The 26,756-nt window shown below is 70.4% G+C and carries 22 protein-coding genes, 1 tRNA gene and 5 pseudogenes; 14 read left to right on the top strand and 14 right to left on the bottom strand.

Annotated elements, in window-relative coordinates:
- The first annotated feature begins 152 nt into the window (after positions 1-152).
- Together MU852_RS09860 and aguB are read left to right on the top strand one after the other, a co-directional pair.
- Positions 153-1,156 (top strand): annotated as a pseudogene (locus MU852_RS09860) (agmatine deiminase family protein).
- On the top strand, positions 1,153-2,016 hold the full coding sequence (gene aguB / locus MU852_RS09865) for an N-carbamoylputrescine amidase (RefSeq protein ID WP_249749441.1): 864 nt from the start codon (positions 1,153-1,155) through the stop codon (positions 2,014-2,016). The pseudogene MU852_RS09860 and the gene aguB overlap by 4 nt, the downstream one beginning before the upstream one ends.
- Positions 2,017-2,022: 6 nt before the next feature.
- On the opposite strand, the gene MU852_RS09870 is transcribed toward aguB, so the two are convergent.
- Positions 2,023-2,427, bottom strand: coding sequence for a response regulator (locus MU852_RS09870; protein ID WP_249749442.1), 405 nt, complete (start codon positions 2,425-2,427; stop codon positions 2,023-2,025).
- On the bottom strand, positions 2,415-3,992 hold the full coding sequence (locus tag MU852_RS09875) for a sensor histidine kinase (RefSeq protein ID WP_249749443.1): 1,578 nt from the start codon (positions 3,990-3,992) through the stop codon (positions 2,415-2,417). Before MU852_RS09875 ends, MU852_RS09870 begins: the two co-directional genes overlap by 13 nt.
- 290 nt (positions 3,993-4,282) lie before the next feature.
- On the opposite strand from MU852_RS09875, the gene MU852_RS09880 reads away from it, so the two are divergent.
- Positions 4,283-5,062, top strand: coding sequence for a nucleotidyltransferase family protein (locus MU852_RS09880; protein ID WP_249749444.1), 780 nt, complete (start codon positions 4,283-4,285; stop codon positions 5,060-5,062).
- Between the two features lie 18 nt (positions 5,063-5,080).
- A complete protein-coding gene (locus tag MU852_RS09885) occupies positions 5,081-5,854 on the top strand; it encodes a metallophosphoesterase family protein (protein WP_249749445.1) in 774 nt (257 codons plus the stop codon).
- A 4-nt stretch (positions 5,855-5,858) separates the two neighbouring features.
- Here the strand turns inward: MU852_RS09885 and MU852_RS09890 are convergent, their stop codons facing one another.
- From MU852_RS09890 to MU852_RS09905, 4 genes and pseudogenes are all read right to left on the bottom strand, one after another.
- On the bottom strand, positions 5,859-5,996 hold the full coding sequence (locus MU852_RS09890; protein WP_249749446.1) for a hypothetical protein: 138 nt from the start codon (positions 5,994-5,996) through the stop codon (positions 5,859-5,861).
- The gene (locus MU852_RS09895) at positions 5,942-6,658 is read right to left on the bottom strand and encodes an ABC transporter ATP-binding protein (RefSeq protein WP_249749447.1); all 717 of its coding nucleotides are present in this window, start codon (positions 6,656-6,658) and stop codon (positions 5,942-5,944) included. Before MU852_RS09895 ends, MU852_RS09890 begins: the two co-directional genes overlap by 55 nt.
- A gap of 57 nt (positions 6,659-6,715) precedes the next feature.
- A pseudogene (locus MU852_RS09900) lies at positions 6,716-8,034 on the bottom strand (acetyl-CoA hydrolase/transferase family protein).
- Positions 8,035-8,088: 54 nt separating this feature from the next.
- Positions 8,089-8,865, bottom strand: a complete 777-nt coding sequence (locus MU852_RS09905; RefSeq protein ID WP_249749448.1) for a phosphatase PAP2 family protein — start codon at positions 8,863-8,865, stop codon at positions 8,089-8,091.
- Positions 8,866-9,137: 272 nt separating this feature from the next.
- On the opposite strand from MU852_RS09905, the pseudogene MU852_RS09910 reads away from it, so the two are divergent.
- The 3 genes and pseudogenes from MU852_RS09910 (at position 9,138) to MU852_RS09920 (ending at position 12,070) form a co-directional block, all read left to right on the top strand.
- Positions 9,138-11,028 (top strand): annotated as a pseudogene (locus tag MU852_RS09910) (ribonucleoside-diphosphate reductase subunit alpha).
- A 173-nt stretch (positions 11,029-11,201) separates the two neighbouring features.
- A complete protein-coding gene (locus MU852_RS09915; protein ID WP_249749449.1) occupies positions 11,202-11,498 on the top strand; it encodes a hypothetical protein in 297 nt (98 codons plus the stop codon).
- A gap of 44 nt (positions 11,499-11,542) precedes the next feature.
- Positions 11,543-12,070, top strand: a complete 528-nt coding sequence (locus tag MU852_RS09920) for a lipid A-modifier LpxR family protein (RefSeq protein ID WP_249749450.1) — start codon at positions 11,543-11,545, stop codon at positions 12,068-12,070.
- A gap of 49 nt (positions 12,071-12,119) precedes the next feature.
- On the opposite strand, the pseudogene MU852_RS09925 reads toward MU852_RS09920, so the two are convergent.
- Positions 12,120-13,861 (bottom strand): annotated as a pseudogene (locus MU852_RS09925) (gamma-glutamyltransferase family protein).
- 148 nt (positions 13,862-14,009) lie between these two features.
- Here MU852_RS09925 and MU852_RS09930 point away from each other — a divergent pair.
- The 4 genes from MU852_RS09930 (at position 14,010) to MU852_RS09945 (ending at position 18,399) form a co-directional block, all read left to right on the top strand.
- Positions 14,010-14,086: transfer RNA gene (locus tag MU852_RS09930), tRNA-Arg, on the top strand.
- Positions 14,087-14,562: 476 nt separating this feature from the next.
- Positions 14,563-17,019 carry a TonB-dependent receptor domain-containing protein gene (locus MU852_RS09935; RefSeq protein WP_249749451.1) on the top strand — a complete coding sequence of 819 codons (2,457 nt, stop codon included), beginning with the start codon at positions 14,563-14,565 and terminating at the stop codon, positions 17,017-17,019.
- Positions 17,016-17,507, top strand: a complete 492-nt coding sequence (locus MU852_RS09940) for a hypothetical protein (protein ID WP_249749452.1) — start codon at positions 17,016-17,018, stop codon at positions 17,505-17,507. Before MU852_RS09935 ends, MU852_RS09940 begins: the two co-directional genes overlap by 4 nt.
- 136 nt (positions 17,508-17,643) lie before the next feature.
- A complete protein-coding gene (locus MU852_RS09945) occupies positions 17,644-18,399 on the top strand; it encodes a M48 family metallopeptidase (protein WP_249749453.1) in 756 nt (251 codons plus the stop codon).
- On the opposite strand, the gene MU852_RS09950 is transcribed toward MU852_RS09945, so the two are convergent.
- From MU852_RS09950 to ccmA, 6 genes and pseudogenes are all read right to left on the bottom strand, one after another.
- The gene (locus MU852_RS09950) at positions 18,400-18,681 is read right to left on the bottom strand and encodes a hypothetical protein (protein WP_249749454.1); all 282 of its coding nucleotides are present in this window, start codon (positions 18,679-18,681) and stop codon (positions 18,400-18,402) included.
- Between the two features lie 34 nt (positions 18,682-18,715).
- Positions 18,716-19,282, bottom strand: coding sequence for a DsbE family thiol:disulfide interchange protein (locus tag MU852_RS09955; protein WP_249749455.1), 567 nt, complete (start codon positions 19,280-19,282; stop codon positions 18,716-18,718).
- Positions 19,279-19,485 (bottom strand): heme exporter protein CcmD, encoded by a 207-nt coding sequence (ccmD, locus tag MU852_RS09960; protein ID WP_249749456.1) that lies wholly within the window; start codon positions 19,483-19,485, stop codon positions 19,279-19,281. Before ccmD ends, MU852_RS09955 begins: the two co-directional genes overlap by 4 nt.
- Positions 19,467-20,204, bottom strand: coding sequence for a heme ABC transporter permease CcmC (gene ccmC / locus MU852_RS09965; protein ID WP_249749457.1), 738 nt, complete (start codon positions 20,202-20,204; stop codon positions 19,467-19,469). Before ccmC ends, ccmD begins: the two co-directional genes overlap by 19 nt.
- Before the next feature lie 42 nt (positions 20,205-20,246).
- A pseudogene (ccmB, locus tag MU852_RS09970) lies at positions 20,247-20,932 on the bottom strand (heme exporter protein CcmB).
- Positions 20,933-20,958: 26 nt separating this feature from the next.
- Positions 20,959-21,582, bottom strand: a complete 624-nt coding sequence (gene ccmA / locus MU852_RS09975) for a heme ABC exporter ATP-binding protein CcmA (RefSeq protein ID WP_249749458.1) — start codon at positions 21,580-21,582, stop codon at positions 20,959-20,961.
- Positions 21,583-21,819: 237 nt separating this feature from the next.
- On the opposite strand from ccmA, the gene acnA reads away from it, so the two are divergent.
- From acnA to MU852_RS09990, 3 genes are all read left to right on the top strand, one after another.
- Positions 21,820-24,546 carry an aconitate hydratase AcnA gene (gene acnA / locus MU852_RS09980; RefSeq protein ID WP_249749459.1) on the top strand — a complete coding sequence of 909 codons (2,727 nt, stop codon included), beginning with the start codon at positions 21,820-21,822 and terminating at the stop codon, positions 24,544-24,546.
- 131 nt (positions 24,547-24,677) lie between these two features.
- Complete coding sequence (locus MU852_RS09985) at positions 24,678-25,025, top strand: hypothetical protein (RefSeq protein WP_249749460.1); 348 nt, start codon at positions 24,678-24,680, stop codon at positions 25,023-25,025.
- A gap of 120 nt (positions 25,026-25,145) precedes the next feature.
- Positions 25,146-25,622: an RES family NAD+ phosphorylase gene (locus tag MU852_RS09990; protein ID WP_249749461.1), complete on the top strand. Its 477-nt coding sequence runs from the start codon at positions 25,146-25,148 to the stop codon at positions 25,620-25,622.
- 226 nt (positions 25,623-25,848) lie between these two features.
- Here MU852_RS09990 and MU852_RS09995 read toward each other — a convergent pair whose 3' ends face one another.
- The gene (locus MU852_RS09995) at positions 25,849-26,751 is read right to left on the bottom strand and encodes a hydrogen peroxide-inducible genes activator (protein WP_249751919.1); all 903 of its coding nucleotides are present in this window, start codon (positions 26,749-26,751) and stop codon (positions 25,849-25,851) included.
- Positions 26,752-26,756 lie beyond the last annotated feature (5 nt).

The following is a 26,756-nucleotide window of genomic DNA, read 5'->3' on the forward strand; positions in this document are numbered from 1 at the left end:
GGCCGCCCTTTCTTTTCTTGCGGGGCCTATCGCGCGGTCGCGCTGCCTGAGGCCCTGCCGGGAGGTCATGCGCGGCTGCCGGGCGTTGAAGTCCGGGGCGCTTGGGGCCATATGGCGCGGCTCCGCGTTAAGACCCTCATGAGGACGCCTGAATGACCGCGCCCATCCCCGCCGAATGGTCCCCGCATCGCGCCCTGTGGGTCGGCTGGCCCAGCCACGGCGAGCTGTGGGAAGACAACCTCGAACCGGCCCAGGCCGAGGTCGAGGCCCTGGTGCGCGCCCTGGCGGGGCCGGGCCGGGAGCAGGTTCGGCTGATGGTCGGAAACGAGGCGGCGCTGGCCGACGCCCGCGCCCGCTTCGACGGCGTGGCGGGCGTGGAGGTCGTGGCCGGCCGGTTCGGCGACATCTGGCTGCGCGACACCGGGCCGATCTTCGGCGCGGGCTCCACGACGGCCCAGGCCTTCCGCTTCAACGGCTGGGGCGGCAAGTACGACCTGCCCCACGACGACGAGGTCGCCGACCAGATCGGCGCGCGCGCCGGCGTTCCCCTGACGCGACATGACGTGGTGATGGAGGGCGGCGCCCTGGACCACGACGGGGCGGGCACGGTCCTGACGACCCGCCAGTGCCTGCTAAACCCCAACCGCAATCCCGGCTGGACGCAGGATGCGGCCGAGGCGGCGCTGGCCCAGGCGGTCGGCGCGCGCAAGGTGGTCTGGCTGGGCGACGGCCTGCTGAACGACCACACCGACGGCCATGTCGACAACCTGGCCCGCTTCGTCGCGCCGGGCGTGGTCGCCTGCCCGGTCGCCTGGGGCCGGAAGGACCCGAACGCCGAGGTCTATGACGCTGCGGCGCGCGATCTGCACGCCGCGACCGACGCCGAGGGACGCCCGCTGAAGGTGCTGCGCATCCCCTCGCCGGGCCTGGTCCTGGACGAGGACGAACGCCCCATCCCGGCCAGCCACATGAACTTCCTCATCGCCAACGGCGCGGTTTGATCGTGCCCAGCTACGGCGACGAGACCGCCGCTCGTCTGGCCTGCGAAGCGCTTAAGACCGTTTATCCCGACCGGGACGTCATCCCCCTTCCGTCGCTGGCCATCCTGACCGGCGGCGGCTCGTTCCACTGCATCTCCCAGCAGGAGCCGGCATGACCCGCACGATCTCCGTCGCCGCCATCCAGACCTCCTATGGCGACGACCTTCAGGTCAACATCGACAAGACCGTCGATCTGATCCGTCAGGCGGCGGACAAGGGCGCGCAGGTGATCCTGCCGTCGGAGCTGTTCCAGGGGCCGTATTTCTGCGTCTCGCAGGAGGAGCACTGGTTCGGCCACGCCTATGAATGGCGCGAGCATCCGTGCGTGACCCAGCTGGCGCCGGTGGCCAGGGAGCTGGGCGTGGCCATCCCGGTCTCGATCTTCGAGCGCGACGGGCCGCAGTACTACAACTCCCTGGTCATGCTGGATGCGGACGGAGAGGCGCTGGGCGTCTATCGCAAGAGCCACATCCCCGACGGCCCCGGCTATCAGGAAAAATACTACTTCCGGCCCGGCGACACCGGCTTCAAGGTCTGGAAGACCCGCTTCGGCCGGGTCGGCGTCGGCATCTGCTGGGACCAGTGGTACCCCGAGACGGCGCGCGCGATGATGCTGCAGGGGGCCGAGGTGCTGATGTACCCGACCGCCATCGGCACCGAGCCGCACGACGACAGCCTGGACACCGCCGAGCCGTGGCGGCGCGCCATGCAGGGCCATGCCGTGTCCAACGTCGTGCCGGTGGTCGGCGCCAACCGCATCGGCCACGAGCAGGTCACCGAGGCGGGCCAGACCTTCTACGGCCACTCCTTCATCGCCGACCATCGCGGCGACCTGGTCGAGAGCCTGGGCAAGGAAGACGAAGGCGTGCTGGTCCACGCGTTCGACCTGGACTTCCTGGACCGGCACCGCGCGGCGTGGGGCTTCTTCCGCGACCGACGCACGGACTTGTACGGCCCTCTGCTGGGACCGCGCTGAACCGAATCAGGCGGCGCGCACGTCCTGCGCCGTCTGCCGGACGGCGGCCTGTTCCAGGGCGGCGTTGACGGCCTCGTACAGACGCGCCTGGGTCACCGGCTTGGGCAGGTGCCCGTCCATGCCCGCCGCCAGGCACCGGGCGGCGTCCTCGGGCATGGCGTCGGCGGTCACCGCCAGGACGGGGATGTCCCGCGCCGGCGCGGCCAGGGCGCGGATCGCCCGCGTCGCCGCCAGCCCGTCCATGCCCGGCATCCGCACGTCCATCAGCACCAGGTCCAGCGGCCGGGCGGCCACGGCGTCCAGCGCCTCGCGCCCGTCGGCGGCCTCGAACACGTCGCAATCGGCGGCCTGCATCATGATCCGCAACAGGTCGCGGTTCACGGGGTGATCGTCGACGATCAGCACCCGCATCCGGCGCTCCGGCGGATCGTCCGTCGCGGTCGCCTGGGGCGAGGCCGCCGCCGGGGCGGGGATCTCCACGGGAAGACCGACCCGCGGCCCTGCTGGCTCTCCACCGACAGCGTGCCGCCCAGACGGTCGATGTGACCCTTGGCCAGGACCAGGCCGACCCCGGCGCCCTCGTGCGCCCGGCTGGTGGAGGCGTCGGCCTGCTCGAACAGGCGGAACAGGCCGGCCAGCGTCTCGGGGGGCATGCCGCAGCCGGTGTCGGCCACCGTCACGCGCAGCCGGTCGTCCAGGCGATCGACGGTCACGCTGATCGAGCCCTTGCTGGTGAACTTGGCCGCGTTCAGCGTCAGGTGATGGACGATCTGGCGCAGGCGCCGCGCGTCGATGGAGGCGGCGCCCTCGGCCTCCGGCGCCAGGGTCAGACGGTGATCCAGGCCCCGGATCTCGGCCCATTCGAACGCGGGCGCCGTGGCCGTCTGCATCAGGTCGCGCACGTCGACCGGGGCCAGGACCACCTCGTCGCCGCCGCGTGAGACCTCCAGCAGATCCTCGACCAGGCGCAGCATGGCCTCGCCGCACTGGCGCACCGCCTCGACCTGGCGCCGGCCCTCGGCGTCCAGCGACGGACGGCGCGACAGCAGGTCGGCGTAGCCGGTCACGCCGGTCAGCGGCGTGCGCATCTCATGGCTCATCAAGGCCAGGAAACGGGACTTGGCGGCGTCGGCCTGTTCGGCGCGCAGCCGCGCCTCCACGGCCGCGTGGGTGCGGCTGCGCAGGCGCGCGACCAGGCGTCGGCGCTCGCTGGACAGGGTGGTGATGGGCAGGGCCGTGCCGACGACCGCCAGCAGGAACAGGTGAAACACGTTCAGCTGCCGCATGATCACGGGCACGCTGGCCAGGTGCGGATCTTCGGACAGCCGCGTCAGCATCGCCGGCCCGTGGCCCGTCAGGGTCGCCGCGCCCCCGATCGCGCCGACCATCATGACCGCCGCGGCCGTCCATGGGGGCGACAGCCTGAAGGCCAGCAGGATCAGCGGCGGAAAGGCCATGAACAGGATCGGCGCCGAGGTCTGGCCGAACACCCACAGGCAGACGACCGCCAGCAGGGTCAGCAGGGCCGCCACCTCGGCGGCCGAGGCCTGGGCGTCCTCGCGGAACCGATGCGCGCGCGCCAGCAGCAGCAGCGACGGCGCGACGATGGCCATGGCCAGCAGTTCCATGTCGAACAGATGATGCAGCCGGAAGCCCAGGGTGCCCATGGGCAGGCGTCCGGCCCAGACCGCGAACATCCCCGCCAGCAGGGTGCTCAGCGCCACGGCCGGCGCCACCGCCAGCAGCACGAAGCGCAACAGGCGTTTGGGCCGGCGCATGTCCAGGGCCGCGCCGCAGAACCGCCGCGCCAGGACGGCGGCGACCGCGACCTGGATCAGGTTCAGCCCGGCGTTGATCCAGACGAAGGCGGGCGGATCGCCCCGCGCCACATTGGCCGCGACATTGATGCCGACGCAGGCGGCCGTCACCAGCAGGGCCGGGCGGCGGTGCAGCTGAAGCAGGGCCGCCAGCAGCACGCGCGGCCAGCCACAGCACGGTGGCGCCGAAGACTTCCATGCTCCAGTGGCCGACCAGCTGGGCGCCGACGTATAGCACGACATAGGCCAGGGGCGGCGGACCCGCCGCACGGCCGGCGTCGTGGCGGAAAAGCCGCCAGCGGCCGCGTCCGAACTTCACCCTCCCCAGGCTCATGGGGCCACCCTGGCGCGCAGGTCTTAAGATTTCGGTTTCGGCGCGACTACGTAGATTTGCGGAACCGGCGAACCGGCCTCGCCGTTCTCAAGCCCTCGCCGAGGAGGGGCGAACCATGTCCGACGTCATCGCCGAACCGACCTTCGAACCGCCCGCCGACGCCCTGGCCTTCTATGAGGAGAGCCTGAAGCTGCTCAAGGAATCGGGCATCCCGTTCCTGCTTTCCGGGACGTACGCCGTGACCGCCTATACCGGCATCCGGCGGCCGACCAAGGATCTGGACGTCTTCTGCAAGCCGGGCGACTACCCCCGCATCCTGGCCTTCTTCCAGGCCCGCGGCTACCGCACCGACGTCGAGGACGAGCGCTGGATCGCCAAGGTCTGGAAGGACGAAAAACACTTCTTCGACGTGATCTTCGCCATGTCCAACGGCACTATCGCCGTGTCCGACAGCTGGTTCAGCGAGGATTCGATCACCGTCTATGGTCATGAGGTCAGGATCACGCCGCCGACCGCCCTGATCCTGTCCAAGGTCTTCATCCAGGACCGCTACCGCTACGACGGGGCCGACGTGAACCACGTCATCCTGAAGCAGTCCGAGGCCATCGACTGGAAGTCGCTGCTGGACCAGATGGACCTGTACTGGGAGGTGCTGGCCTCGCACCTGCTGAACTTCCGCTTCGCCTATCCGACCGAGCGCGACCGGGTGCCGCGCTGGCTGATGGAGGAGCTGACCGAGCGTCTCCAGGCCCAGATCGACCTGCCGCCGCCGCGGGTGAAGGTCTGTCGCGGCCGGCTGTTCAGCCCGCGCGACTATGTCGCCGACGTCGCCGAATGGGGCTTCGGCGACGTGGTCGGCAAGGGGCTGGAGGAACGCCACGATCCGGTGAACTGAGAAACCAAGGAGCGCGCGATGGCGGAAACGCCGAACGATCCCCAGACGCCCCAGCCAGGCCTGGAGCCCGGACCCGGCAGGAAGATGCGCGTCGCCGCCGTCGGCGACCTGCACGTGGGAGAAACGTCCCAGCGGGCCTATCGCGACCTGTTCGAACGGGTGGCGGACGACGCCGACGTGCTGTGCCTGTGCGGCGACCTGACCAACTACGGCAAGACCGGCGAGGTCGAACGGCTGCTGGAAGACCTCAGGCTGTGCCGCATCCCGATGGTCGGCGTCCTGGGCAATCACGAGCACGAATGCGGCCAGCCCGACCATGTGGTCCAGATGCTGTGCGACGCGGGCGTGAAGATGCTGACCGGCCAGGCCTATGAGATCGACGGCGTCGGCTTCGCCGGCGGCAAGGGCTTCGTCGGCGGTTTCGGCCGCTACATGCTGTCGTCCTTCGGCGAGGACTCCATCAAGCGCTTCGTGCAGGAGGCGGTGGAGGACGCCAATCTGATCGAGAATTCGATCCGGATGCTGCGCACCGAACGCTCGGTGGTGCTGTTGCACTATGCGCCGGTGGTCGAGACGGTGATCGGCGAACCGCCGGAAATCCACGCCTTCCTGGGCTCGTCGCGGCTGGCGGAGACCATCGACCGCTACGACAACGTCAGCCTGGTCGTGCACGGCCACGCCCACCGGGGCGGGCCGGAGGGGCGGACCCATCGCGGGGTGCCGGTCTATAACGTCGCCCTGCCGGTGTTGCGCACCCTGGGCGACCTTCCCTACCGGGTGTTCGAGGTCTGAGGCCTCAGTCCAGGTGCGCCCAGGACCAGTCCCCGCGGCGCTCCACCGTCGTCGCCATGCCGAACAGGTCGCTCAGCACCGCGCCGGTCAGCAGTTCGGCCTTGGCGCCCTCGGCCAGGACGCGGCCCTCGCGCAGCAGCACAGATGGCCGATCTCGGGCAGGATCTCCTCGACATGGTGGGTGACCAGCACCAGGGTCACGCCGTCGCGGGCCACCTCGCGCAGCGTCTCCAGGAACAGCCGCCGGGTCGCCGGATCCAGGCCGGCGCACGGCTCGTCCAGCAACAGGGCGCGCGGGCGGTGCGTCAGGGCGCGGGCGATCAGGACCCGCCGCGCCTCGCCGGTCGACAAGGACGCCATCTCTCGCCCGATCAGATGGCCCGCGCCCATCCGTTCCAGCGCCTCGCGGCTGGCGCGGCGCATCGGTTCGGTGACCGCGTGGTTCCACACGCCGCGCGCGGCGAAGAAGCCGGAGACAACGGCGTCGAACACCTCCAGCCGATCCTCGCCGGCGTAGTCGGTCTGCAGCGCGGGCGACACCACCCCCAGCATCCGGCGCAGCTCGAACACGTCCCACGCCTCCCGCCCGAAGATGCGGACCCGTCCCGGCGCGCCGTCCGGCCCCGCGGTCGGATAGAGCTGGCGCGTCACCAGCTTGACCAGGGTGGACTTGCCCGAGCCGTTGCGCCCCAGGATGGCGGTGTGACGGCCCAGCGGGATCGTCAGGTCCACGCCGTCCAGCATCGGCCGCCCGGCGCCCCGCGCGACGCGCACATCCTCGATTTCCAGCAGCGGGTCGGTCATGGCGCGGACCTAAGCCCGAACCTGCCCGCGGGGAAGCCGGGGGCGAGGCGAAAACGCTCAGATCAGGCCCTGATCGCGCGCGTCGCGCTCCAGACCCTCGCGGAAGGCCGGGTCGGCCAGGGCGATCAGGGCGCGGGCGCGCTGGCTGGTCGACAGGCCTTTCAGATTGGCCCAGCCGTGCTCGGTCACGACGATGTGGGTGTCGTTGCGCGGCGTCGTCACCGGCCCGTCCAGCCGGGCGACGATGCGCGAGGCCGCGCCCTTTGCCGCGGTCGAATGGCAGGCGATGATCGACCTGCCCCTTCCGAGGCGTAGGCCCCGCGCACGAAGTCCAGCTGGCCCCCGGCGGCGGTGAACTGGCGCCCGTTCAGATATTCCGAGCAGCAGGCCCCCGACAGATCGATCTGCAGGGTGGCGTTGACCGACACCATCCGCGCGTTGCGCGCGATCACCGCCGGATCGTTGACGTAGGACACGGGACGGGCCTCCATCGCGCGGTTGCCGTCCAGGAAGCCGTAGGTGTTGCGGTCGCCCATCGAGAAGGCGAAGACGCCGACGCCGGGGTGCAGGGTCTTGCTCGCGTGGTTCGCCACGCCCGCCTGCATCAGCTCGACCAGGCCGGGGGTCAGCATCTCGGTATGAACGCCCAGGTCGCGGTGGTCCCTCAGGGCGTCGCACACGGCGTTGGGCAGGGCGCCGATGCCCATCTGCAGGGTGGCGCCGTCCTCGACCAGGCCGGCGATGATCTCGCCGATGGCGCGGTCGGCGGGCTGGGGCTGGGCCTTGGGGATTTCCAGCAGGGGGGCCGCGTTCTCCACCACCGCCGTCACCCGAGAGACATGGACGGTGCAGTCGCCGAACACGCGCGGCATGTGCGGATTGACCTCCAGCAGCAGCGTGCGCGCCGTCTCCGACACGGGCTTGGCGTAGTCGGTGTTGGTGCCGAACGAGAAATAGCCGTCCTCGTCTATCGGCGAGACGGTGCAGATCAGGGTGTCGACCCCGACCTCGTCGCACAGCACGCGCGGCGACTGCTGGAAGCCGGTGGGGATGAACTGCACCGGATTGGGCCGTCCTTCCTCGGCGGCGCGCTGCTCCAGCCGCCGCTCGACCGCGCTATGGAACAGGCTCCAGGGCCGGATGCGGTCCATCAGCTCGTATCGCAACACCGTCTCGCCGGCGATCGCGGTGCTCAGCAGATAGTAGAGGTTGACGTCCTCGACCTCGCCGCGTTCGGCCCGCGCGGCCAGGGCCGCCAGCAGCGCCGGGGGCTGGGACACGCCCAGGCCCATCGCCGCTTTGGCGCCCGAGCGCACCAGACGGGCGGCCGCCTCGGCGGTCATCAGACGTTCTGCGTACAGGGCTTTGGCGTCCATGGCGATCTCCGGCGGTGGTGACTGGGCTTATGCGCCGAAGCGGGGCGGCGCCGCCTAGACTTTCGTCGGATCGGCGTCGGGGTCGACCGGCGAGGGCGCATCCTGAAGCGGGGCGTGATGCGCTTTCTGGAAGCGGGCGGCGGCATGGGCGATCAGCCACAGGACCATGGCCCAGGCGGCCCCGACCGCCCAGCCGGCCAGGACGTCCGAGGCCCAGTGCGCGCCCAGATAGACGCGCGTCAGCCCCACCAGGACCGCCAGCACCACGCCGACGCCGAGCACGAACACCTTGAACCGGCGGCGCGGAAAGGCCCGGGTCAGCATCACCGCGACGCTGAGGTAGAAGACCGTGGACAGCAGGGCGTGGCCCGAGGGGAAGCTGGCGTTGATCGTCTCGACCGCCCGGGCCGCCAGCGGCGGCCGCTCGCGCTCGAACACCGCCTTGAGGCCTTCGCTCAGCGCCACGCCGCCGGCCAGGCCCGCCGCCAGCAGCACCGACGACAGCCATTTCCTCTGGCTCAGCAGGAACAGGATCACGATCAGGGCGAACAGCCCCAGCACCGATATGCCCCCCAGCGAGGTGATGTCGGCCGCCGCCTCCTTCAGCCACCACGGCCCCCAGGGCCGGCCGGGGTCGTCGGCGTAGGGGCGCATCGCCGCCAGGACCCATTGGTCGAAGGCCTGGCCGTCCGCCTCGGTCATGTCGTCGACCACCTCGGCGAAGGTCATCACCCCGATCGCGGCCACCATCAGCGCCGCCAGGACCGCGAACTCGGCCCTCGCAAGCGTCAGGGCGCGGATGAAGAAACGACGGGCGTGATCCAGGGTCATGGCCTGCGAACGGTCAAGCTGGAACCTCCGTTCCGTCTCGACCCCGATCACGCGTTCGTGAACACGCCGTCGTCAAACCTTCGCTGGCTTGAATCGGCGGTTTTCCCCAGCCGGCGCAAGGTTGTCCGACCGATTCGTTCACAAAGTGATCGTCAAGCCCGTTGACGGGTCGTTAGCCATCTGCGCCCCATATGTGGGTTCAGAAAGCGCGGCGGCCACAAGATACAGTGGTTGCGGCGCAGGCGGCATCACTTGGTTTTTTGTTCAGGGCAATGACGGTCATGGCTGGCGGCGAGGCGTTGAAGACGACGGAATCCAAGGCGTTGCGGCGACGCCGGCGCCGGATCGGCCCCATCTGACGGTGGTCCGGTCGGTGCAGGTGGACCGCTCGCGCGACGCCCTGCTGACCGATTTCGGCAAGAAGACGCTGGAAGACCGCTACCTGCTGCCGGGCGAAAGCTATCAGGACATGTTCGCCCGGGTCTCGACCGCCTTCTCGGACGACGCCGACCACGCCCAGCGCCTGTACGACTACATGAGCCGCCTGTGGTTCATGCCCGCCACCCCGGTGCTGTCGAACGGCGGCGCGGATCGCGGCCTGCCCATCTCCTGCTTCCTGAACGCGGTGGGCGACCGCTGGACGGCATCCAGAACGTCTGGAACGAGAACGTGGCCCTGGCGTCCAACGGCGGCGGCATCGGCACCTATTGGGGCGGCGTCCGCTCCATCGGCGAAAAGGTCAAGGGCGCGGGCAAGACCTCGGGCATCATCCCCTTCATCCGCGTGATGGACAGCCTGACCCTGGCGATTTCGCAGGGCTCGCTGCGCCGCGGCTCGGCGGCCGTCTATCTGGACATCCACCACCCGGAGATCGAGGAATTCCTGGAGATCCGCAAGCCTTCGGGCGACTTCAACCGCCGCTCGCTGAACCTGCACCACGGCGTCAACATCACCGACGAATTCATGGAGGCGGTGAAGGTCGGCTCCACCTTCGACCTGAAGTCGCCCAAGACCGGCGAGGTCATGAAGACCGTCGACGCCCGCTCGCTGTGGACCAAGCTGCTCGACATCCGGATGCAGACCGGCGAGCCCTACATGATCTTCTCGGACACGGTGAACCGCCAGCTGGCCCCGCACCAGCGCGACCTGGGCCTGAAGGTCAAGCAGTCGAACCTGTGCGCCGAGATCATGCTGCACACCGGCCGCGACCACCTGGGCGTGGACCGCACCGCCGTCTGCTGCCTGTCGTCGGTCAACGCCGAGACCTTCCTGGAATGGCGCGAGGAGCCGCGCTTCGTCGAGGACGTGATGCGCTTCCTGGACAATGTGCTGGAAGACTTCATCCGCCGCGCCCCGCCGTCGATGGCCGCCGCCGTCTATTCGGCCAAGCGCGAACGGTCGGTGGGCCTGGGCCTGATGGGCTTCCACTCCTTCCTGCAGTCGCAGGGCGTGGCCTTCGAAAGCGCCATGGCCAAGTCGTGGAACATGCGCCTGTTCAAGCACCTGCGCCGCGAGGCCGACAAGGCCAGCCGCCTGCTGGCCGAGGAGAAGGGCCCCTGCCTGGACGCCGAGGAGCGCGGCGTGATGGAGCGGTTCAGCCACAAGATGGCCATCGCCCCGACCGCCTCGATCAGCATCATCTGCGGCGGAACCTCGGCGGGCATCGAGCCGATCCCGGCCAACATCTACACCCACAAGACCCTGTCGGGCTCGTTCGCGGTCAAGAACCCCTATCTGGAGCGCCTGCTGGACGAGAAGGGGATCAACACCGAGGCGGTGTGGTCCTCCATCCTGGAGCACGAAGGCTCGGTCCAGCACATCGACGCCCTGACCGAGGACGAGAAGGGCGTGTTCAAGACCGCCTTCGAACTGGACCAGCGCTGGGTGGTCGAACTGGCCGCCGACCGCGCGCCGGAAATCTGCCAGGCCCAGTCGCTGAACCTGTTCATCCCCGGCGACGTCAACAAGTGGGACCTGCACATGCTGCACTGGTCGGCGTGGGAGCGGGGCGTGAAGTCGCTCTACTACCTGCGCTCCAAGTCGGTGCAGCGCGCCGCCTTCGCCGGCGCCGAGGACAAGAAGACCGACGAGATCGACCCCAACCAGCCCGATCTCTTCGCCCTGCCCAAGACCGACTACGATGAATGCCTGGCCTGTCAGTAAGACCTGACGGCCGCGACCGACGGGGCCCCGCGCAAGCGGGGCCCTTTGTCTGTCGGGAACCGGGTCCGCGCCGACGACGTTCGAAAGCGTCAGTAAGGTGTCATGAAAATGGCCGTTGGACTCGCCGCCTCTAAGGGGTAGGCTCGCCCCAGCGGACGGACTGGGGAGACCGAATGCGATTGGCGGCCGTGATCGTCGGGGTGGGAAGCGTGCTGGCGACGGCCGGCGCGGCCGATGCGCGCCAGCTGTGGGCGCCGGGCGCCTTCGACGAAACCCCTTCGCAGGTCGCGATCCAGGCTGGAGAGGTCGCCCAGCTCGCCCACCAGGGATTCCGCGTCGCTTCCGTCGATGACGATTTCGGCGCGCCGCTGGACCTGCCCAGCGCCTTCCAGGCCGAGGATCGTTCCGGCCTGATCGCCAGCACGCGCCGGGACGTCTGGATCCAGAGGGCGCCGCCGCCGACCGTCTGACGCTGGAGACCGCCGGCCGCCTTCGCCGCGCCGACGGCGCGCCCTTGCCGGTCACGCCCGCCGATGCGGCGCGGCTGGACCCGGAAGCCTACGACCTTCGCTATGTGCGCGGATTCTCGGGCGCGCGGGGCCGCACCGCCTCGGGGCTGGAGGTCAGCCTGACGCCCCACGCCGGCATCGGCGTCGGCAGCGACGGCGGATCGGCCGAGGCCGGCGCCACGCTCAAGATCGGCGAGGGGCTGGAGCGCCTGGCCCCCGACGGAAGCGAGCGGTTCGGCGAGCGCCCCCGCTGGTACCTGTACGCCGCCGGTTCGGGCCGGGCGGTGGGCTACAATTTCGCGCGCACCCGCGACGGCGACTACGCCCGCTCGGGCTACACCAACGACCGGGGGTCCTTCCTCGGCGACGCCTCGATCGGGGTGGCCTATCGCCGGGGCGACATGCAGACTTCGCTGGGCGTGGTCTATCGCGAGATCGACGCCGGCAAGGGGCTGCGCGGCATGAGCGGCCTGGACACCGACGTCGACGAGGGCCTGATCGCCTTCCAGCTGTCGATCAAGCCGCGCCGCTGATCCGCCTCCAGAATCGACCGAAGCCCGCCTCGCCTCGGGCGATCCGGCTCTAGCGAACCTCAGAAACCGCCACGCCCTCGCGCCGGGGATCGGCTCCGCCGTCCCATCGGCCGTCGCGCCACAGTCCCCCGTGCAGGCCCGAGGTCTCGGTGGCGTTGGGCTGGACCGCCATGCCCGCCTGGGCCAGGGCGGCCTTGATCTCGGGCGACAACAGCTGGGCGTCGGCGCCCACCGTCTCGCCCCGCACCACCAGATTGGGCAGGGCGACGGCCTGCTGCACCGGCAGGCCCCAGTCGATCACCCCCACCAGGGCCTTGGCCACATAGGCCAGGATGCTGGACCCGCCGGGCGATCCGATCGCCCCGACCAGATTCCCCTGGCGGTCCAGGATCAGCGTCGGCGTCATCGACGAGCGCGGCCGCTTGCCCGCCGCCACGGCGTTGGCGGCGGGAAGGCCGCCCTGCGTCGGCGTGAAGGAGAAGTCGGTCAGCTGATTGTTCAGGAAGAAGCCCCCCGCCATCCGGCCCGAGCCGAAGATGCTCTCGACCGTGGTGGTCATGCTGACGGCGTTCCCCCAGGCGTCGACGACGACGACGTGGCTGGTGCCGCCCGGCTCGGCGGTGGCGTCGGCCGCGACGGGCGGCGCGCCGGTCGGGCGGCCCGGGTCGACCGGTCCGTTCACCGTCGGGACCAGGGCGGCGCGCGCGGCGACATAGTCGGGGTCCAGCAGGCCGGCGATCGGCACGCCGACGAAGTCCGCATCGCCGATGTAGCGGTCGCGATCGGCGTACATCAGCCGCTGCAGCCGGCCGAAGGCGACCCAGGCCTCGGGGCTGTCGGCGCCCTTATCCAGGTCCGGCGTGTGCTCGGCCATGGCCAGGAACTCCAGCACCGCCACGCCGCTGGACGGCGGCGGCGGCACGCACACCACATAGGCGCGGTAGGGGCGGCACAGGGGATCGCGGCGCAGCGGGCGATAGGCGGCGATGTCCGCCGCGGTCAGGGCGCCGGGACGCGGCCCCTCGGCGACGGCCTCGGCCACCGCCTGGCCCAGCGGCCCGCCGTACAGGGCCCCCGGCCCCTGGTCGGCCAGCATCCGCACCGTGCGCGCATAGTCGGGATTCCTCAGCACCTCGCCGGCCTGATAGCGGCCGCCGTCGGCCTTGGTGAAATAGGCGGCGGCCCAGCGCGTGCGGGCCTGGGGGGCGCGGCCGTTGATCATGCCGGCCAGTCGCGGGCTGACGACGAAGCCGTCGCGGGCCAGGCGCTCGGCGTCGCCGAACAGGTCGCGCCAGGCCAGCCGCCCGTGATCCTTCTGCGCCAGGGCCAGCATGGCCACCGCCCCCGGCGCCCCGGTGGAGCGGCCCGACAGCACCGCGTCGACGAAGGGCAGGGGCCGGCCGTCCTCGTAGAACAGCTCCGGCGTGGCCGCGCTGGGCGCCGTCTCGCGCCCGTCATAGGCGGTGACCGCTCCCGTCTCGGCGTTGTAATGCATCAGGAAGGCCCCGCCCCCCAGGCCCGACGATTGCGGCTCGACCAGGCCCAGCACCGCCTGGATCGCCACGGCCGCGTCCGCCGCCGATCCGCCGCGCCGCAACACCGCCATCCCCGCCTCGACGGCCAGGGGATTGGCGGCGGCGACGAAGGGCCCGCGCGCCCGGGGGCTGCGGCGGCGACGGGCGCGGCGGCGCCCGCAGGTGCGGGCGCGGTCGAAGCGGGCGCGGCCGTCTGGCACGCCGCCAGCACCAGGGACAGCAGGGGCGCGGCGAGGCGGCGAAGGAGCGGACGCATGGGAAACCGGACGCGATGACGGGAAGGACCCGCCCGACCTAGGCCGTCCCGTCCGACCCGCCAACCCCGGCCCGCAGAAAACTGTCCGGCGCCCGCTTGCATCCCCCCGCCCGAGCGGCTAAAGACGCCGCCTCGCCGCGAGGCGTGCGCACCCGTAGCTCAGCTGGATAGAGCATCAGACTACGAATCTGAGGGTCAGGAGTTCGAATCTCTTCGGGTGCGCCATCTCCGTTCAGACCTGAGAACCGAGACACGCGCCTGCGCGGCGCGACTTCCCATCGCTAGACGCCAGAGCCCGCAGACATTCGGTCGGTGAGCCGACGCCGCCTGTCAGGCCTCCGTTTCTCGGTCGCGCGGTGGACGCGGCCTCCTTCTGCCAGCGATGTCGATTTCGGCGACGGCTCGCCCGTCCGCGCCCATGATGCGACAAGATCTTGCTCCAATTTGCGCCACAAAGCGGCCGTTTTCGGCATTTTGTTCCGGATTGATGACGTTTTGCCGAATATAAGATTGCAAGCCGCCACCTTGTGCCCTACCGATGTCTCAATCAGGGCCAATATAGTATAACATCGATATATCTCAACGTTATCTGACGCGGCCGTGAGTATTCGTAAAGAAATACTTTTGAGATGAGGCGTATGCGTACTCGTAAGAATCAGCTTTTGTCTTCGGCTTTGGCGGGCGGAGTCGTCGCCGCCTCGATGGCCATTCTCGTTCCCGGCGTCGCTTCGGCGCAGACGACCGTTCAAACCCCGGACCAGGACGCGGTCCAGGTCGATGAAATCGTCGTGGTGGGGTCGCGTATTCGTCGCGACAACTACAACGCTCCTTCGCCCACCCAGGTCGTGACGCGCGAGGAAGCGACCCTGCAGGGCTTCGCCTCCACGACCGAGGCGCTGCAGAGCACGGCCGTCACCGGCGGAACTTCGCAGATCAACAACGCGTACGGCGGCTACGTCACCGACGGCGGCCCGGGCGCCAACACCATCGGCCTGCGCGGCATGGGCCCCAGCCGCACCCTGGTGCTGCTGAACGGCCGTCGCGTCTCGCCGGCCGGCTCGCGCGGCTCGGTCGGTTCGGCCGACCTGAACGTGCTGCCGACGGCCATGATCGACCGGGTCGAGGTGCTGCGCGACGGCGCGTCGTCGGTCTATGGCTCGGACGCGGTCGCCGGCGTGGTCAACATCCAGACCCGCCAGGGCTTCGAGGGCCTGACCCTGGAAGGCCAGGTGAACGCCCCCACCGAGGCCAACGGCAATGGCGGTTCGACCCGCCTGTCCGTCGTCGCCGGGGCCAAGGGCGACCGCTGGCGCGCCGCCGGTTCGGTGGAGCGCTACGAGCGCGACGAACTGACCCTGCGCGATCGCGAATTCACGCGCTGCCAGACGGACGGCTTCTTCAACGACCGGGACTACATCGACCCCCGCACGGGCCAGTCGAAGTGCTATCCGATCACCACGACCGGCTCGAACGGCGTGACGATCAACACCATCGGCACGGGCAGCCTGGCCGGCGTCGGCGCGCCCGGCGTGCCGGACATCGCTCTGGCGAACGGCGTCACCTATAACCGTTGGCGCCCGAATTCGGCGATCACCAGCGGCCTGGTCGGCTTCGAGGGCGTCGGCGGGTCCTACGTCAACCCCAACGATCCCACTTCGAACATCGCTCTGAACAACAATATCCGCGACACCTTCGAAGACCGGATGCTGAACGAGTCGCTGATCTCGCCGGTCGACATCACCACCATCTATGGCGAAGGCGGCTACGACCTCCACGCCCTGGGGAATGCGGAAGTGTACGGCGAAGTGCTGTTCAACCAGCGCAAGTCGTCGCAGACCGGCTATCGCCAGCTCTCGCTGGACTACGCCGAGGGCAGCCCGCTGATCCCGGACAACCTGGCTTTCTCGACCTTCGCGGGCGACCAGGGTCTGAACAAGGGCCAGAACGTCGGCGTGCGCGCCTTCATCGGCTTCGGCAACGACACCTCCGAGCAGGAAGTGGACTTCACCAAGCTCACGGGCGGTCTGCGCGGCGACTTCATCGTGCCGGGCTGGCGCTATGACGCCTACGTCAGCCATTCGCGCTCCAAGTCGACCTACACCAGCGAGCAGTTCCTGACGGACCGCCTGATCGAGACCCTGGACGTGGTCGAGACCGCGCCGGGCCGTTTCGAGTGCGCCCAGCTTTCGTCCAACCCCGGTTGCGTCGCCGCGCCGGCCCTGAGCACCCGCACCATCGCCGGCGAACTGCCGCAGGACTGGGTCGACTACGTCTTCCGTCCCGTCACCGGCACCACCGAGTTCGAGGAGACCATCGTCTCGGTCGGCATCGACGGTCCGCTGTTCCAGCTGCCGGCCGGCGAGGTCAGCGCCTTCTTCGGCGCCGAATGGCGCGATTCCTCGATCGACGACACGCCGGGTCTCGATAGCCAGCTGGGCAACACCTACAACTACTCCACCTCGGCCATCACCCGCGGGTCGGACTCGGTGTGGGAAGCCTTCGGCGAGGTCGAGGTGCCGGTCCTGCGTGACCTGCCCTTCGCCCAGGAACTGACGCTGAACGGTTCGTTCCGCTACACCGACTACGACTCCTACGGCGACGACACGACCTACAAGGTCGGCGCGGTCTATCGCCCGATCGACTGGCTGTCGCTGCGCGCCACCTACGGCACCTCGTTCCGCGCCCCGGCGCTGTTCGAGCAGTTCGTCGGCGCGACCAGCGGCTTCCTGTCCTCCGGCGCCGACGCCTGTAACGAGTACGGCGCCGAGGGCGTGAACCCCAACCGCGTCGCCAACTGCGGCGCCGAGGGCCTGCCCAAGGACTACTACGCCACCACCGGCGTGCAGGTGATCAGCGAAGGCGGGGCCGATCTGGGCCTGGCGGCCGAAACCTCGACCAACCTGACGATCGGCGCGGTGTTCCAGCCGACCCTGCCCTCGGGCTGGGGCAACCTGGACTTCGCGGTCGACTATTACGAGATCGAGGTCGAGAACGGCGTCTCGCAATACGGCGCCTCGGCGATCCTGGATCGCTGCTACGACTCCAACCCTGGCGATTTCGCGGCCGACACGGGCTTCTGCGCCCTGGTCTCGCGTGATCCGTCGGACAACTCGCTGACGGTGATCGACAGCTATGTGAACTGGCCACGGACATCGTGAAGGGCCTGGACTACACGCTGCGCTACCGTAACGACGTCGGCCCCGGCTCGGTCCTGTTCAACCTCGCGGTCACCCAGTACACCGAAGTGTCGAGCAAGCTGTTCGATGAGGATCCTCTGGAAGACTATGTCGGCATGATCGACAATCCGGAGTTCACCGGCACGGCCGACATCAGCTACGCCTGGGCCGACTGGCGCGTGCGCTACGGCGTCGAGTGGGTCGATGGCATGAGCAGCTATGAGTACTACGGAGAAAATCCGGCGACGAGCCAATACGACCTGGCGACCGACGACTACTACCTCCACAACGCCTCGGTTCAGTATTCGCGTGACGGCTGGACGGCCACGGCCGGCGTGCGCAACCTGTTCGACGAGAATCCGCCGACCATTTCGGCGGGCGTGTACAACCGGGTCGGCAACGCCCCGCTGTATTCGGGCTACGACTACCTGGGCCGCACGGCCTTCATCAACCTGACCAAGTCCTTCTAAGGACGACCGTCGGAACGACAGGCGAGGGCGGCGGGCGCAAGTCCGCCGCCCTTTCGTTTGCGCGCCCGCCTGGCGGGAACCTCCGGGCCCGAGCGGTGATTGTCAGCCCTACGCCCCCGCTTGAAGAAGGATCGCCATGTTCCGTTCGCGCCGCCTCGTCCCCGCCTTCGCCGCCCTGGCCGCCGCCTCGGCCCTGTCGGCCTGCGCCTACAACGAGGCGCTGGGCCGCAATCAGCTGCTGCTGGTCGACAACGCCGCCCTGTCGCAGCAGTCGAACGTCGCGTGGCGCGAGGCGGTGGCCAAGCCGGGCGTGCTGACCTCGGGCGCCCAGGTGGAGCGCGTCCGCCGCGTCGGCGGCCCGCTGGTCCAGGCCGCGGGCCTGGGCGGGCGCAGCTGGGAATACGCCGTCTTCCCGGAAGAGAGCCCCAACGCCTTCACCCTGCCGTCCGGCCAGATCGGGGTGACGACGGGCCTGCTGAACCTGGTCCGCAACGACGACCAGCTGGCCAGCGTCATCGGCCATGAGATCGGCCACATCGTGGGCGGCCACGCCGCCGAGCGGGCGTCCAGCCAGGCGCTGACCTCGGTCGGCCTGGCGGCGGCGCAGGGCGTGGCGGGACGCTATGGCGACGCGGTCGGCGCCTATGGCGGCCTGGCGGCCCAGTACGGGGTGCTGCTGCCCTATTCGCGCCGCGACGAGCTGGAGGCCGACCGCCTGGGCGTCGACTATATGGCGGCCGCCGGCTTCAGGCCGTCCGAAGCGGTCGCTCTGTGGCGGCTGATGGCGGCGCAGCGCCAGACGGCCACGCCGCAGTTCGCCTCGACCCACCCGTCGGACGACACCCGCATCCAGGCGCTTGAGCAGTATATCGCCAGCCGCGGCTGGCGCTGATCAGATCCGGATGTCCAGCAGCGAGCCGGGCCGCAGCAGGCGGGTCGGCTCGGCGCCCGTGGCCGCGCCCTGGGAAGCGCCCAGGGAAGCGCTCTGCGAAGTCTGAACCGGCCGCAAAGCCGGCGGCGTCGGGGCCGGCGCGGCCGCCGCGCTCGCGGGGGCCGCGGGACTGGCGGCCTCCATCGCGGCGCGGAAGAAGGCCGACTGGGCCTGGCGCGCGCGGCCGGTCTCGCCCGGAACGGGCAGGGTCGTCGCAGGAAGGCCGGGGCGAATCGCGCTCATGTCCGAAGGGTTAACGCATTCCGTCGAAAAACGGTTAACGCGACGCGGCGGTCGGGGCGGGACGCGGCGGCGCCTGCATCGAGGCGACCAGCCGGTCCAGGTCGGCGTCGTCCAGCAGCGGGCCGGACTGTTTGGCGGTGATCCGGCCCAGGGCGTCCACGGCGAAGGTCTCGGGCACGCCCGAAATGCCCAGGTCCAGCCCGGCGCGCCCCTCGCGGTCCACCAGGACCATCGTGAAAGGGTCGCCCAGTTCGTCCAGGAAGGCGCGGGTGGCGACCGGCTCGTCCTTGTAGGCGATCCCGACCACGGCCACGCCGCGCCGCTTCAGCTCCAGCAGCTTCGGATGCTCGATCCGGCATGGGGCGCACCAGGAGGCGAAGACGTTGACGATCATCGGCCGCCCCACGCCGGCGGTCTTCAGGTCCAGCTGGCCCGGACCCTCGCGGTCGCCCGACAGCATCGGCAGCACCGTCTCGGGGATCGGCTGGCCGACCAGGGCGTCGGGCTTGAACGCCGGGTCGCGCTTCAGCGACCAGCCGACGAACAGCGCCGCCAGGGCCGCCAGCACCACCAGCGGCAGAAGCGCCAGCCAGCGGGTCATGGGCGAGGCCCTGTTTCTTTTGGCCCCACCGCGCTTCGCGCGGCTTGAGGGCGCGGCTCGGCGCCTTCCAGCCGATCCAGGTCGCGCTTCCATCTGCGGCCGGCGATGGCCGCGCGCGCGGTCAGGGCGCCCAGGACCAGCGCGCTGATCCCCCAGGCGGGCCAGACGAAGGCGGCGTAGGGGCTCATGTCCAGGTCGAGCATTCAGGCCTCCAGCGCCGGCGCGCGCGCAGGGTCACGACCCGGCGGCGGCGCACCTCGGTGCGGATCGCGCTCAGCCACAGGGCGGAAAACAGCACGCCATAGGCCGCCAGCATGGTCAGGAAGGCCGGCACATAGGCCGGGTCCAGCCCCGACGAGCCGGGGCTCAGGAAGCTGGCGGGCTGATGCAGGGTGTTCCACCAGTCGACCGAGAACTTGACGATGGGCAGGTTGACCAGGCCGACCAGCCCCAGCACCGCCGCCGCCCGCGCCGCCTTCTGCTCGTCGTCGATTGAGGCCCTCAGCGCCATGTAGCCCAGGTAGAACAGGAACAGCACCAGGACGCTGGTCAGGCGCGCGTCCCACACCCACCACGTCCCCCACATCGGCTGGCCCCACAGCGATCCGGTCACCAGCGCCAGCCCCGTCAGGGCCGCGCCGGGCAGGGCGGCCGCCCGCGCGGCGGCGTCGGCCAGGGCGTGGCGGAACACCAGGGCGAAGAAGCTGGAGACGCCCAGCGCCCCATAGGCCCCCAGGCCCCACACCGCCGCGGGCACGTGCACGAACATGATCCGCACCGTGTCGCCCTGCTGATAGTCGGCGGGAACCGAAAAGCTCAGCCACGCTCCGACCGCCAGCAGCACGCCCGCCGCCGCCCACAGCACGGGCGCCAGCGGGCCGGTGAAGGCCATGAAGCGCTGCGGATTGGACAGGCCGAACATGGCGTCAGCGCTTACGCGGCGAGGGGGCGGCGGGCAAGCGGCTCATCCCTGGGCGTTGCGGACGGCGGCGGCCCCGGCGAAGGGGGTCAGGACGGCGGCGAACAGCACATAGGCCGACAGCAGGGCCAGGGCCGGGGCGGGGGACTGGCCCGCCGCCCGCTCCAGCGCCCCGGCGCCGAACACCACCGGCGGGATGAACAGCGGCAGGACCACCACGGCGATCAGCAGGCCGCCGCGCCGCGCGCCCAGGGCCACGGCCGCGCCCAGGGCCCCGGTCAGGGCGAACCCCAGGCCGCCGATCACGGCCCCCAGGGCGACCAGCGGCGTCAGGCCGACCGGCAGGCCCAGCGCCAGGGCCGCGACCGGCGCCGTCAGCGCCAGCGGCAGGCCGACGGCGACCCACTGGGCGACGGCCTTGATCAGGACCACCCCCTCCATCGGCAGGTGGCCGACCGCCAGCAGGTCCAGCGCCCCGTCCTCCAGGTCGCGCTCGAACAGCCGCTCCAGCGACAGCAGCGAGGCCAGGGCCAGGCCCAGCCAGGCCACCCCGCCCGCGACCGGCCTCAACGTCCGGGGTCGCCGCCCGCCGCCAGCGGCAGCAGCACCGTCAGGCACAGCAGGAAGCCGCAGGCCAGCAGCGGCCCGCCGCCGCCGTTCCACGCCAGGTCCAGCTCCCGTTCCAGCAGCACGCGCGTCGCGCCGCGCAGGCCGGGCGGGCGGGGCTCCACGCCCTCGGGATCGCGCGGGCCGAACCTCACGACAGTCCCCCCAGGTCCAGGGTCCGCGCCGGGATCGGCAGGGGGTCGTGCACGGCCGCCAGGATCAGGCCGTCGGCCTGCAGGTGGCGTCTCATGCAGGCGGCGAAGGCGTCGCGCCAGCGCGCGTCCAGCGGCGCCATCGGCTCGTCCAGCAGCCACAGGGCGCGCGGCGACCCGACCAGCCGGCCCATCGCCAGCCGGCGTCTCTGGCCCGCCGACAGCCGCCGCACCTCCAGGTCCAGCAGGGGCTTCAGGCCGAAGGCCTCGACCGCGTCGTCGACCCCGTACTGGGTGTGGCCCAGCCAGTCGCACTGGAAACCCAGTTCCTGGCGCGCGGTGCGGCCGGTCTTCAGCCCGTCCTGATGGCCCAGCAGATGCGTCTCGCGCCCCCGCGCCTCGGCGGGATCCAGCGGATTGCCGTCGCCGTCGTGGAAGGCGATCTCCCCCGCCTCGGGCCGGATCAGGCCGGCGACGGCGCGCAGCAGGCTGGTCTTGCCCGCCCCGTTGGCGCCGGTCAGCACCGCCGCCTCCCCCGCCTTCAGACCAAAGTCGAGGTTCCTGAACAGCACGCGCTCGCCGCGCGCCACAGACAGGCCGGACAGGGACAGGGCGTGGATCATCGGACGTAAATCTCCCTCCCCATGAAGGGGAGGGAGAATTCCTGTGATCTTTGCGAACCCTTCTCAATGTCCATGCCGGAGGTGTGGACACATGGACCCGGCCGCCCGGCGAGGCTATATGCGCCCTCGCCGTAGCCGGCTTTCGCGGCGCGCGGCGGGGACCTGTGCGCCCCGTCGTCCAGCGCGCGAAGGGGCGAACCGAATTGTCGGGCGGCGCTGACCAGAGGACCACTCTCCATGCCGTCGATCGACAGCCTCAAGACCCGCCAGGACCTTTCCGTCGGGCGCAAGAAGTACGCCTATTACAGCCTTCCCGCCGCCGAGGAAGCCGGTCTGGCCGGTATTTCGCGCCTGCCGCGCTCGATGAAGGTGCTGCTGGAGAACCTGCTGCGCAACGAGGACGGCGTCTCCGTCACCGAGGACGACCTGAAGGCTGTCGCCGCCTGGATCGAGAACAAGGGCTCGGTCGAGCACGAGATCGCCTTCCGCCCGGCCCGCGTCCTGATGCAGGACTTCACCGGCGTTCCCGCCGTCGTCGACCTGGCCGCCATGCGCGACGCCATGTCCTCGCTGGGCGCCGACGCGGCCAAGATCAACCCGCTGGTCCCCGTCGACCTGGTCATCGACCACTCGGTCATGGTCGACTATTTCGGCACCCCCCGGGCCTTCGGCGAGAACGTCGAGCGCGAGTATGAGCGCAACATCGAGCGCTACAACTTCCTGCGCTGGGGCTCGTCGGCCTTCAACAACTTCCGCGTCGTGCCCCCCGGCACCGGCATCTGCCACCAGGTGAACCTGGAGAACCTGGCCCAGACCGTCTGGACCCTGGACGAAGGCAAGAAGACCGTCGCCTATCCCGACACCGTCGTCGGCACCGACAGCCACACCACCATGATCAACGGCCTGGCCGTCCTGGGCTGGGGCGTCGGCGGCATCGAGGCCGAGGCGGCCATGCTGGGCCAGCCGATCCCGATGCTGATCCCCGAGGTCATCGGCTTCAAGCTGACCGGCCGCCTGCCGGAAGGCGCCACCGCCACCGACCTGGTGCTGACCGTCACCCAGATGCTGCGCAAGAAGGGCGTGGTCGGCAAGTTCGTGGAATTCTTCGGCGACGCCCTGCCGAACATGACCATCGAGGACCAGGCCACCATCGCCAACATGGCCCCGGAATACGGCGCCACCTGCGGCTTCTTCCCCGTCTCGGCCGCCACCATCGGCTATCTGACCGCCACGGGCCGCGACAAGGCGCGCGTCGCCCTGGTCGAGGCCTACGCCAAGGCCCAAGGCCTGTGGATCGACGAGACCTCGGAAGACCCGGTCTTCACCGACGTGCTGGAGCTGGACATCTCGACCGTCGTCCCGTCGCTGGCCGGCCCCAAGCGTCCGCAGGACCGGGTCGAGCTGACCAACGCCGCCCCGGCCTTCGAAACCGCCCTGGCCGAGGTGTTCAGCCGCCCGTCCGACGCCCCGCGCGCCGCCGTGGAAGGCGAGAAGTTCACCGTCGGCGACGGCGACGTGGTCATCGCGGCCATCACCTCCTGCACCAACACCTCCAACCCGTCGGTGCTGATCGCCGCCGGCCTGGTGGCGCGCAAGGCCAACGCCCTGGGCCTGAAGGCCAAGCCGTGGGTCAAGACCTCGCTGGCCCCCGGCTCTCAGGTCGTGACCGACTATCTGACCGACGCCGGCCTGCAGAAGGACCTGGACGCCCTGGGCTTCAACCTGGTCGGCTACGGCTGCACCACCTGCATCGGCAACTCGGGCCCGCTGGCCCCGGCCATCTCCAAGGCGATCAACGACAACGCCCTGGTCGCCACCTCGGTCCTGTCGGGCAACCGCAACTTCGAGGGCCGGGTGAACCCCGACGTCCAGGCCAACTACCTGGCCTCGCCGCCGCTGGTCGTGGCCTACGCCATCGCCGGCTCGATGCGGATCGACATCACCAAGGACCCGATCGGCCAGGACAAGAAGGGCAATGACGTCTTCCTCAAGGACGTCTGGCCCACCGCCCAGGAAGTCGCCGACATCCAGCGCAAGTCCGTCACCCCGGCCATGTTCGCCAAGCGCTACAAGGACGTGTTCAAGGGCGACAAGCACTGGCAGGCGATCAAGGTCACCGGCGGCCAGACCTATGAGTGGGACGACAAGTCCACCTACGTCCAGAACCCGCCCTACTTCGAGGGCCTGACGATGCAGGCCGCGCCGGTCCAGGACATCGTCGAGGCGCGCGTCCTGGCCATCTTCGGCGACTCGATCACCACCGACCACATCTCGCCGGCCGGTTCGATCAAGAAGACCTCGCCCGCGGGCGTCTATCTGACCAACCACGGCGTCGAGGCGTCGGAGTTCAACTCCTACGGCGCGCGTCGCGGCAACCACGAAGTCATGATGCGCGGCACCTTCGCCAACATCCGCATCAAGAACCGCATCACCCCCGACATCGAGGGCGGCGTGACCAAGCACTTCCCGTCGGGCGACGTCATGTCGATCTACGACGCGGCCATGCGCTACCAGTCGGAAGGCCGCCCGCTGGTCGTCTTCGCCGGCAAGGAATACGGCACCGGCTCGTCGCGCGACTGGGCGGCCAAGGGCACCAACCTCTTGGGCGTGCGCGCCGTCATCGCCGAAAGCTTCGAGCGCATCCACCGCTCCAACCTGGTCGGCATGGGCGTCGTCCCCCTGCAGTTCAAGCAGGACGGCTGGCAGAAGCTGGGCCTGACCGGCGAGGAGATCGTCACCATCCGCGGCCTGACCGACGCCAACATCGGCAAGCTGAAGCCTCGCCAGGACCTGTGGGTCGAGCTGTTCCGCCCGTCGGACGGCAAGATGGCCCGCTTCCCGGTGCGCTGCCGCATCGACAACCAGACCGAGCTGGACTACCTGCGCGCCGGCGGCGTCATGCCCTACGTCCTGCGCAATCTGGCCGGCGGCCCGGAAACCGAGGCCCCGATCGCGGCCGAATAAGGAGCGCGACAGGCTGAAACGAAAGAGGGCCGGCGGAGCGATCCGCCGGCCCTTTTGTCTGGTTCGGCCCTCTGGCGTTTCCGTCAAACGACGCCTATATTCGCGTCAGATGACGCACCCGGACCCCGCCCATGACCGCGCTCGACCTTTACGCCCAGCCCGAGGCCCTGCCGGCCAGCGACGCGGCGCGGATCGGCCGGCTGCTGGGGCTGAACGACGACACGCCGCTGGACGACGTGGCCCTGGCCGAGCGGGTGTCGCAGGGGCTGAAGCCGACCTCGGCCGCCGCCCTGGGCCAAGTCATCGGCATGCCCCACGTCGTGGGCAAGCTGATCCCCGAGGCGACGCTGCGCCGCGCCCGCACCAGCCGAAAGCCGCTGTCGCGCGAGATGAGCGAGCGGCTGTACGAGGTCGGCCGCGTGGTCGACGCCGTCAGCCGCGCCTATCACGCGACACCGCCGCCATCGTCCGCTTCCTGAACCGGCCGCACCAGCTGCTGGGCGGCCGCACCCCCTGGCCATGGCCCAGTCGTCCTCGGCCGGGGCGGACGCGGTGATCAACCTTGTCCGCCGCGCCGACGCCGGCTTCGCCGTCTAGGCATGGTTCGCGTCCTGGACGACGCGCTGAAGGCGTTCCGCATCGGCGATCCGCGCGGCGAGCATCCGATCTGGAGCGACGGCGGCGCCCGCCTGGCCTCGGGCCGCTGGCACGAGGCGGGCCAGCGCGCGGTCTATGCGGCCGAACACTATTCCACCGCCCTGCTGGAAAAGCTGGTCCACTTCGGCGGCGAACTGCCGACCGGCCAGCACTATGTCGAGATCCACGTCCCGGCCGGGGTGTCCTACGAGGTGGTCAATCCGGACCTGGTCCCCGGCTGGGCCGAGCCCGGCGGCGCGGCCGCGCGCGCCTTCGGCCGCGACTGGTTCATGCAGGGGCGTTCGGCGGTGCTGATCGTCCCATCGGTGGTGGCCCGGATGGAGCGCAACCTGGTCTTCAACGCCGCCCACCCCGACTTCGCCCGCGTCCGGCCGGGGCTGGAGACGCCCGTCTGGTGGGACCAGCGGCTGTTCGGCTGAACCCATCGAGACCTTCGAAAGGTTCAAGCCCCTAGCCGTCCTTCCGGGGCTTCGCGCAGCGAAGAACCCGGAACCCAGGGCCGCGGTCACGGCCGCCCGCCGCGTTCGGCGTCGCACCTTCCCTCCTGGGTTCCGGGTTCGTCCTGCGGCCGCCCCGGAAGGACGAAGATTGACCTCGGGCGCCGGGATGGGACCCGCGGTCCGTCAAGCCTTGGGCCTCGACCGCTCAGTCCAGCTTCAGCGCCTCGGCCAGCAGCTTGGCCTCGGCCGCGCGGCTGGAGCCCGCGCGCCAGGCGACGACGATCTCGCGCCGGGGCGGCGCGTCGCCCGCCGGGGTCTCGAAGGCGCGCACGGCGACCGACGGATTGTCGGCCAGCCCCGCCTGCACCGCCATCCGGGGCAGGAAGGAGACCCCCAGGCCCGATCCGACCATCTGCACCAGGGTGTGCAGGCTGGTGGCGGCGAAGACGTCGTCCCCGCGCGGCGCCTCGATCTCCAGCGCCGCCAGGGCCTGGTCGCGCAGGCAATGGCCGTCCTCCAGCAGGATCAGGTCCTCGGCCTTCAGCGAGCCGGGCCGGATCGGCCCCGGCGCGGCCAGCGGATGGTCGCGCGGCGCGGCGGCCAGGATCTCGTCGTCGCCGATCCGCGCGTGGGCGATGCCCGGCGCGTCATAGGGCAGGGCGATCACCGCCGCGTCCAGCTGGCCGGCCTTCAGCCCCGCGATCAGCCGGGGCGTCAGGTCCTCGCGGATGAACAGCTTCAGGTTCGGATAGGCCGCCTTCACCTGCGGCAGCTTGGCGGGCAGCAGGAAGGGGGCGACGGTCGGGATGACGCCCAGCCGGAACCGGCCCGACAGGGGGCGGCCGGCGTTCTGGCCGCCCGCCTCGACCAGGTCCTCGGTGCGGGCCAGCACGTCCTCGGCGCGGCGCACGGCCTCGGCGCCCACGGCGGTCATGATGACATTGCCCCGCGCGCGCTCGACCACGGGCGCGCCCAGGATGCGCTCCAGCTCCTGCACCCCGGCGCTCAGGGCGGGCTGGCTGACGTGGGCCGCCTCGGCCGCGCGCGAGAACGAGCCGTGCTCGGCCAGGAGCTTCAGATACTGGAGTTGGCGCAGGGTGGGGAGCATGACCG

The organism is Brevundimonas albigilva, assembly GCF_023503965.1.
In the GTDB taxonomy this organism is placed as follows: Bacteria; Pseudomonadota; Alphaproteobacteria; order Caulobacterales; family Caulobacteraceae; genus Brevundimonas; species Brevundimonas albigilva.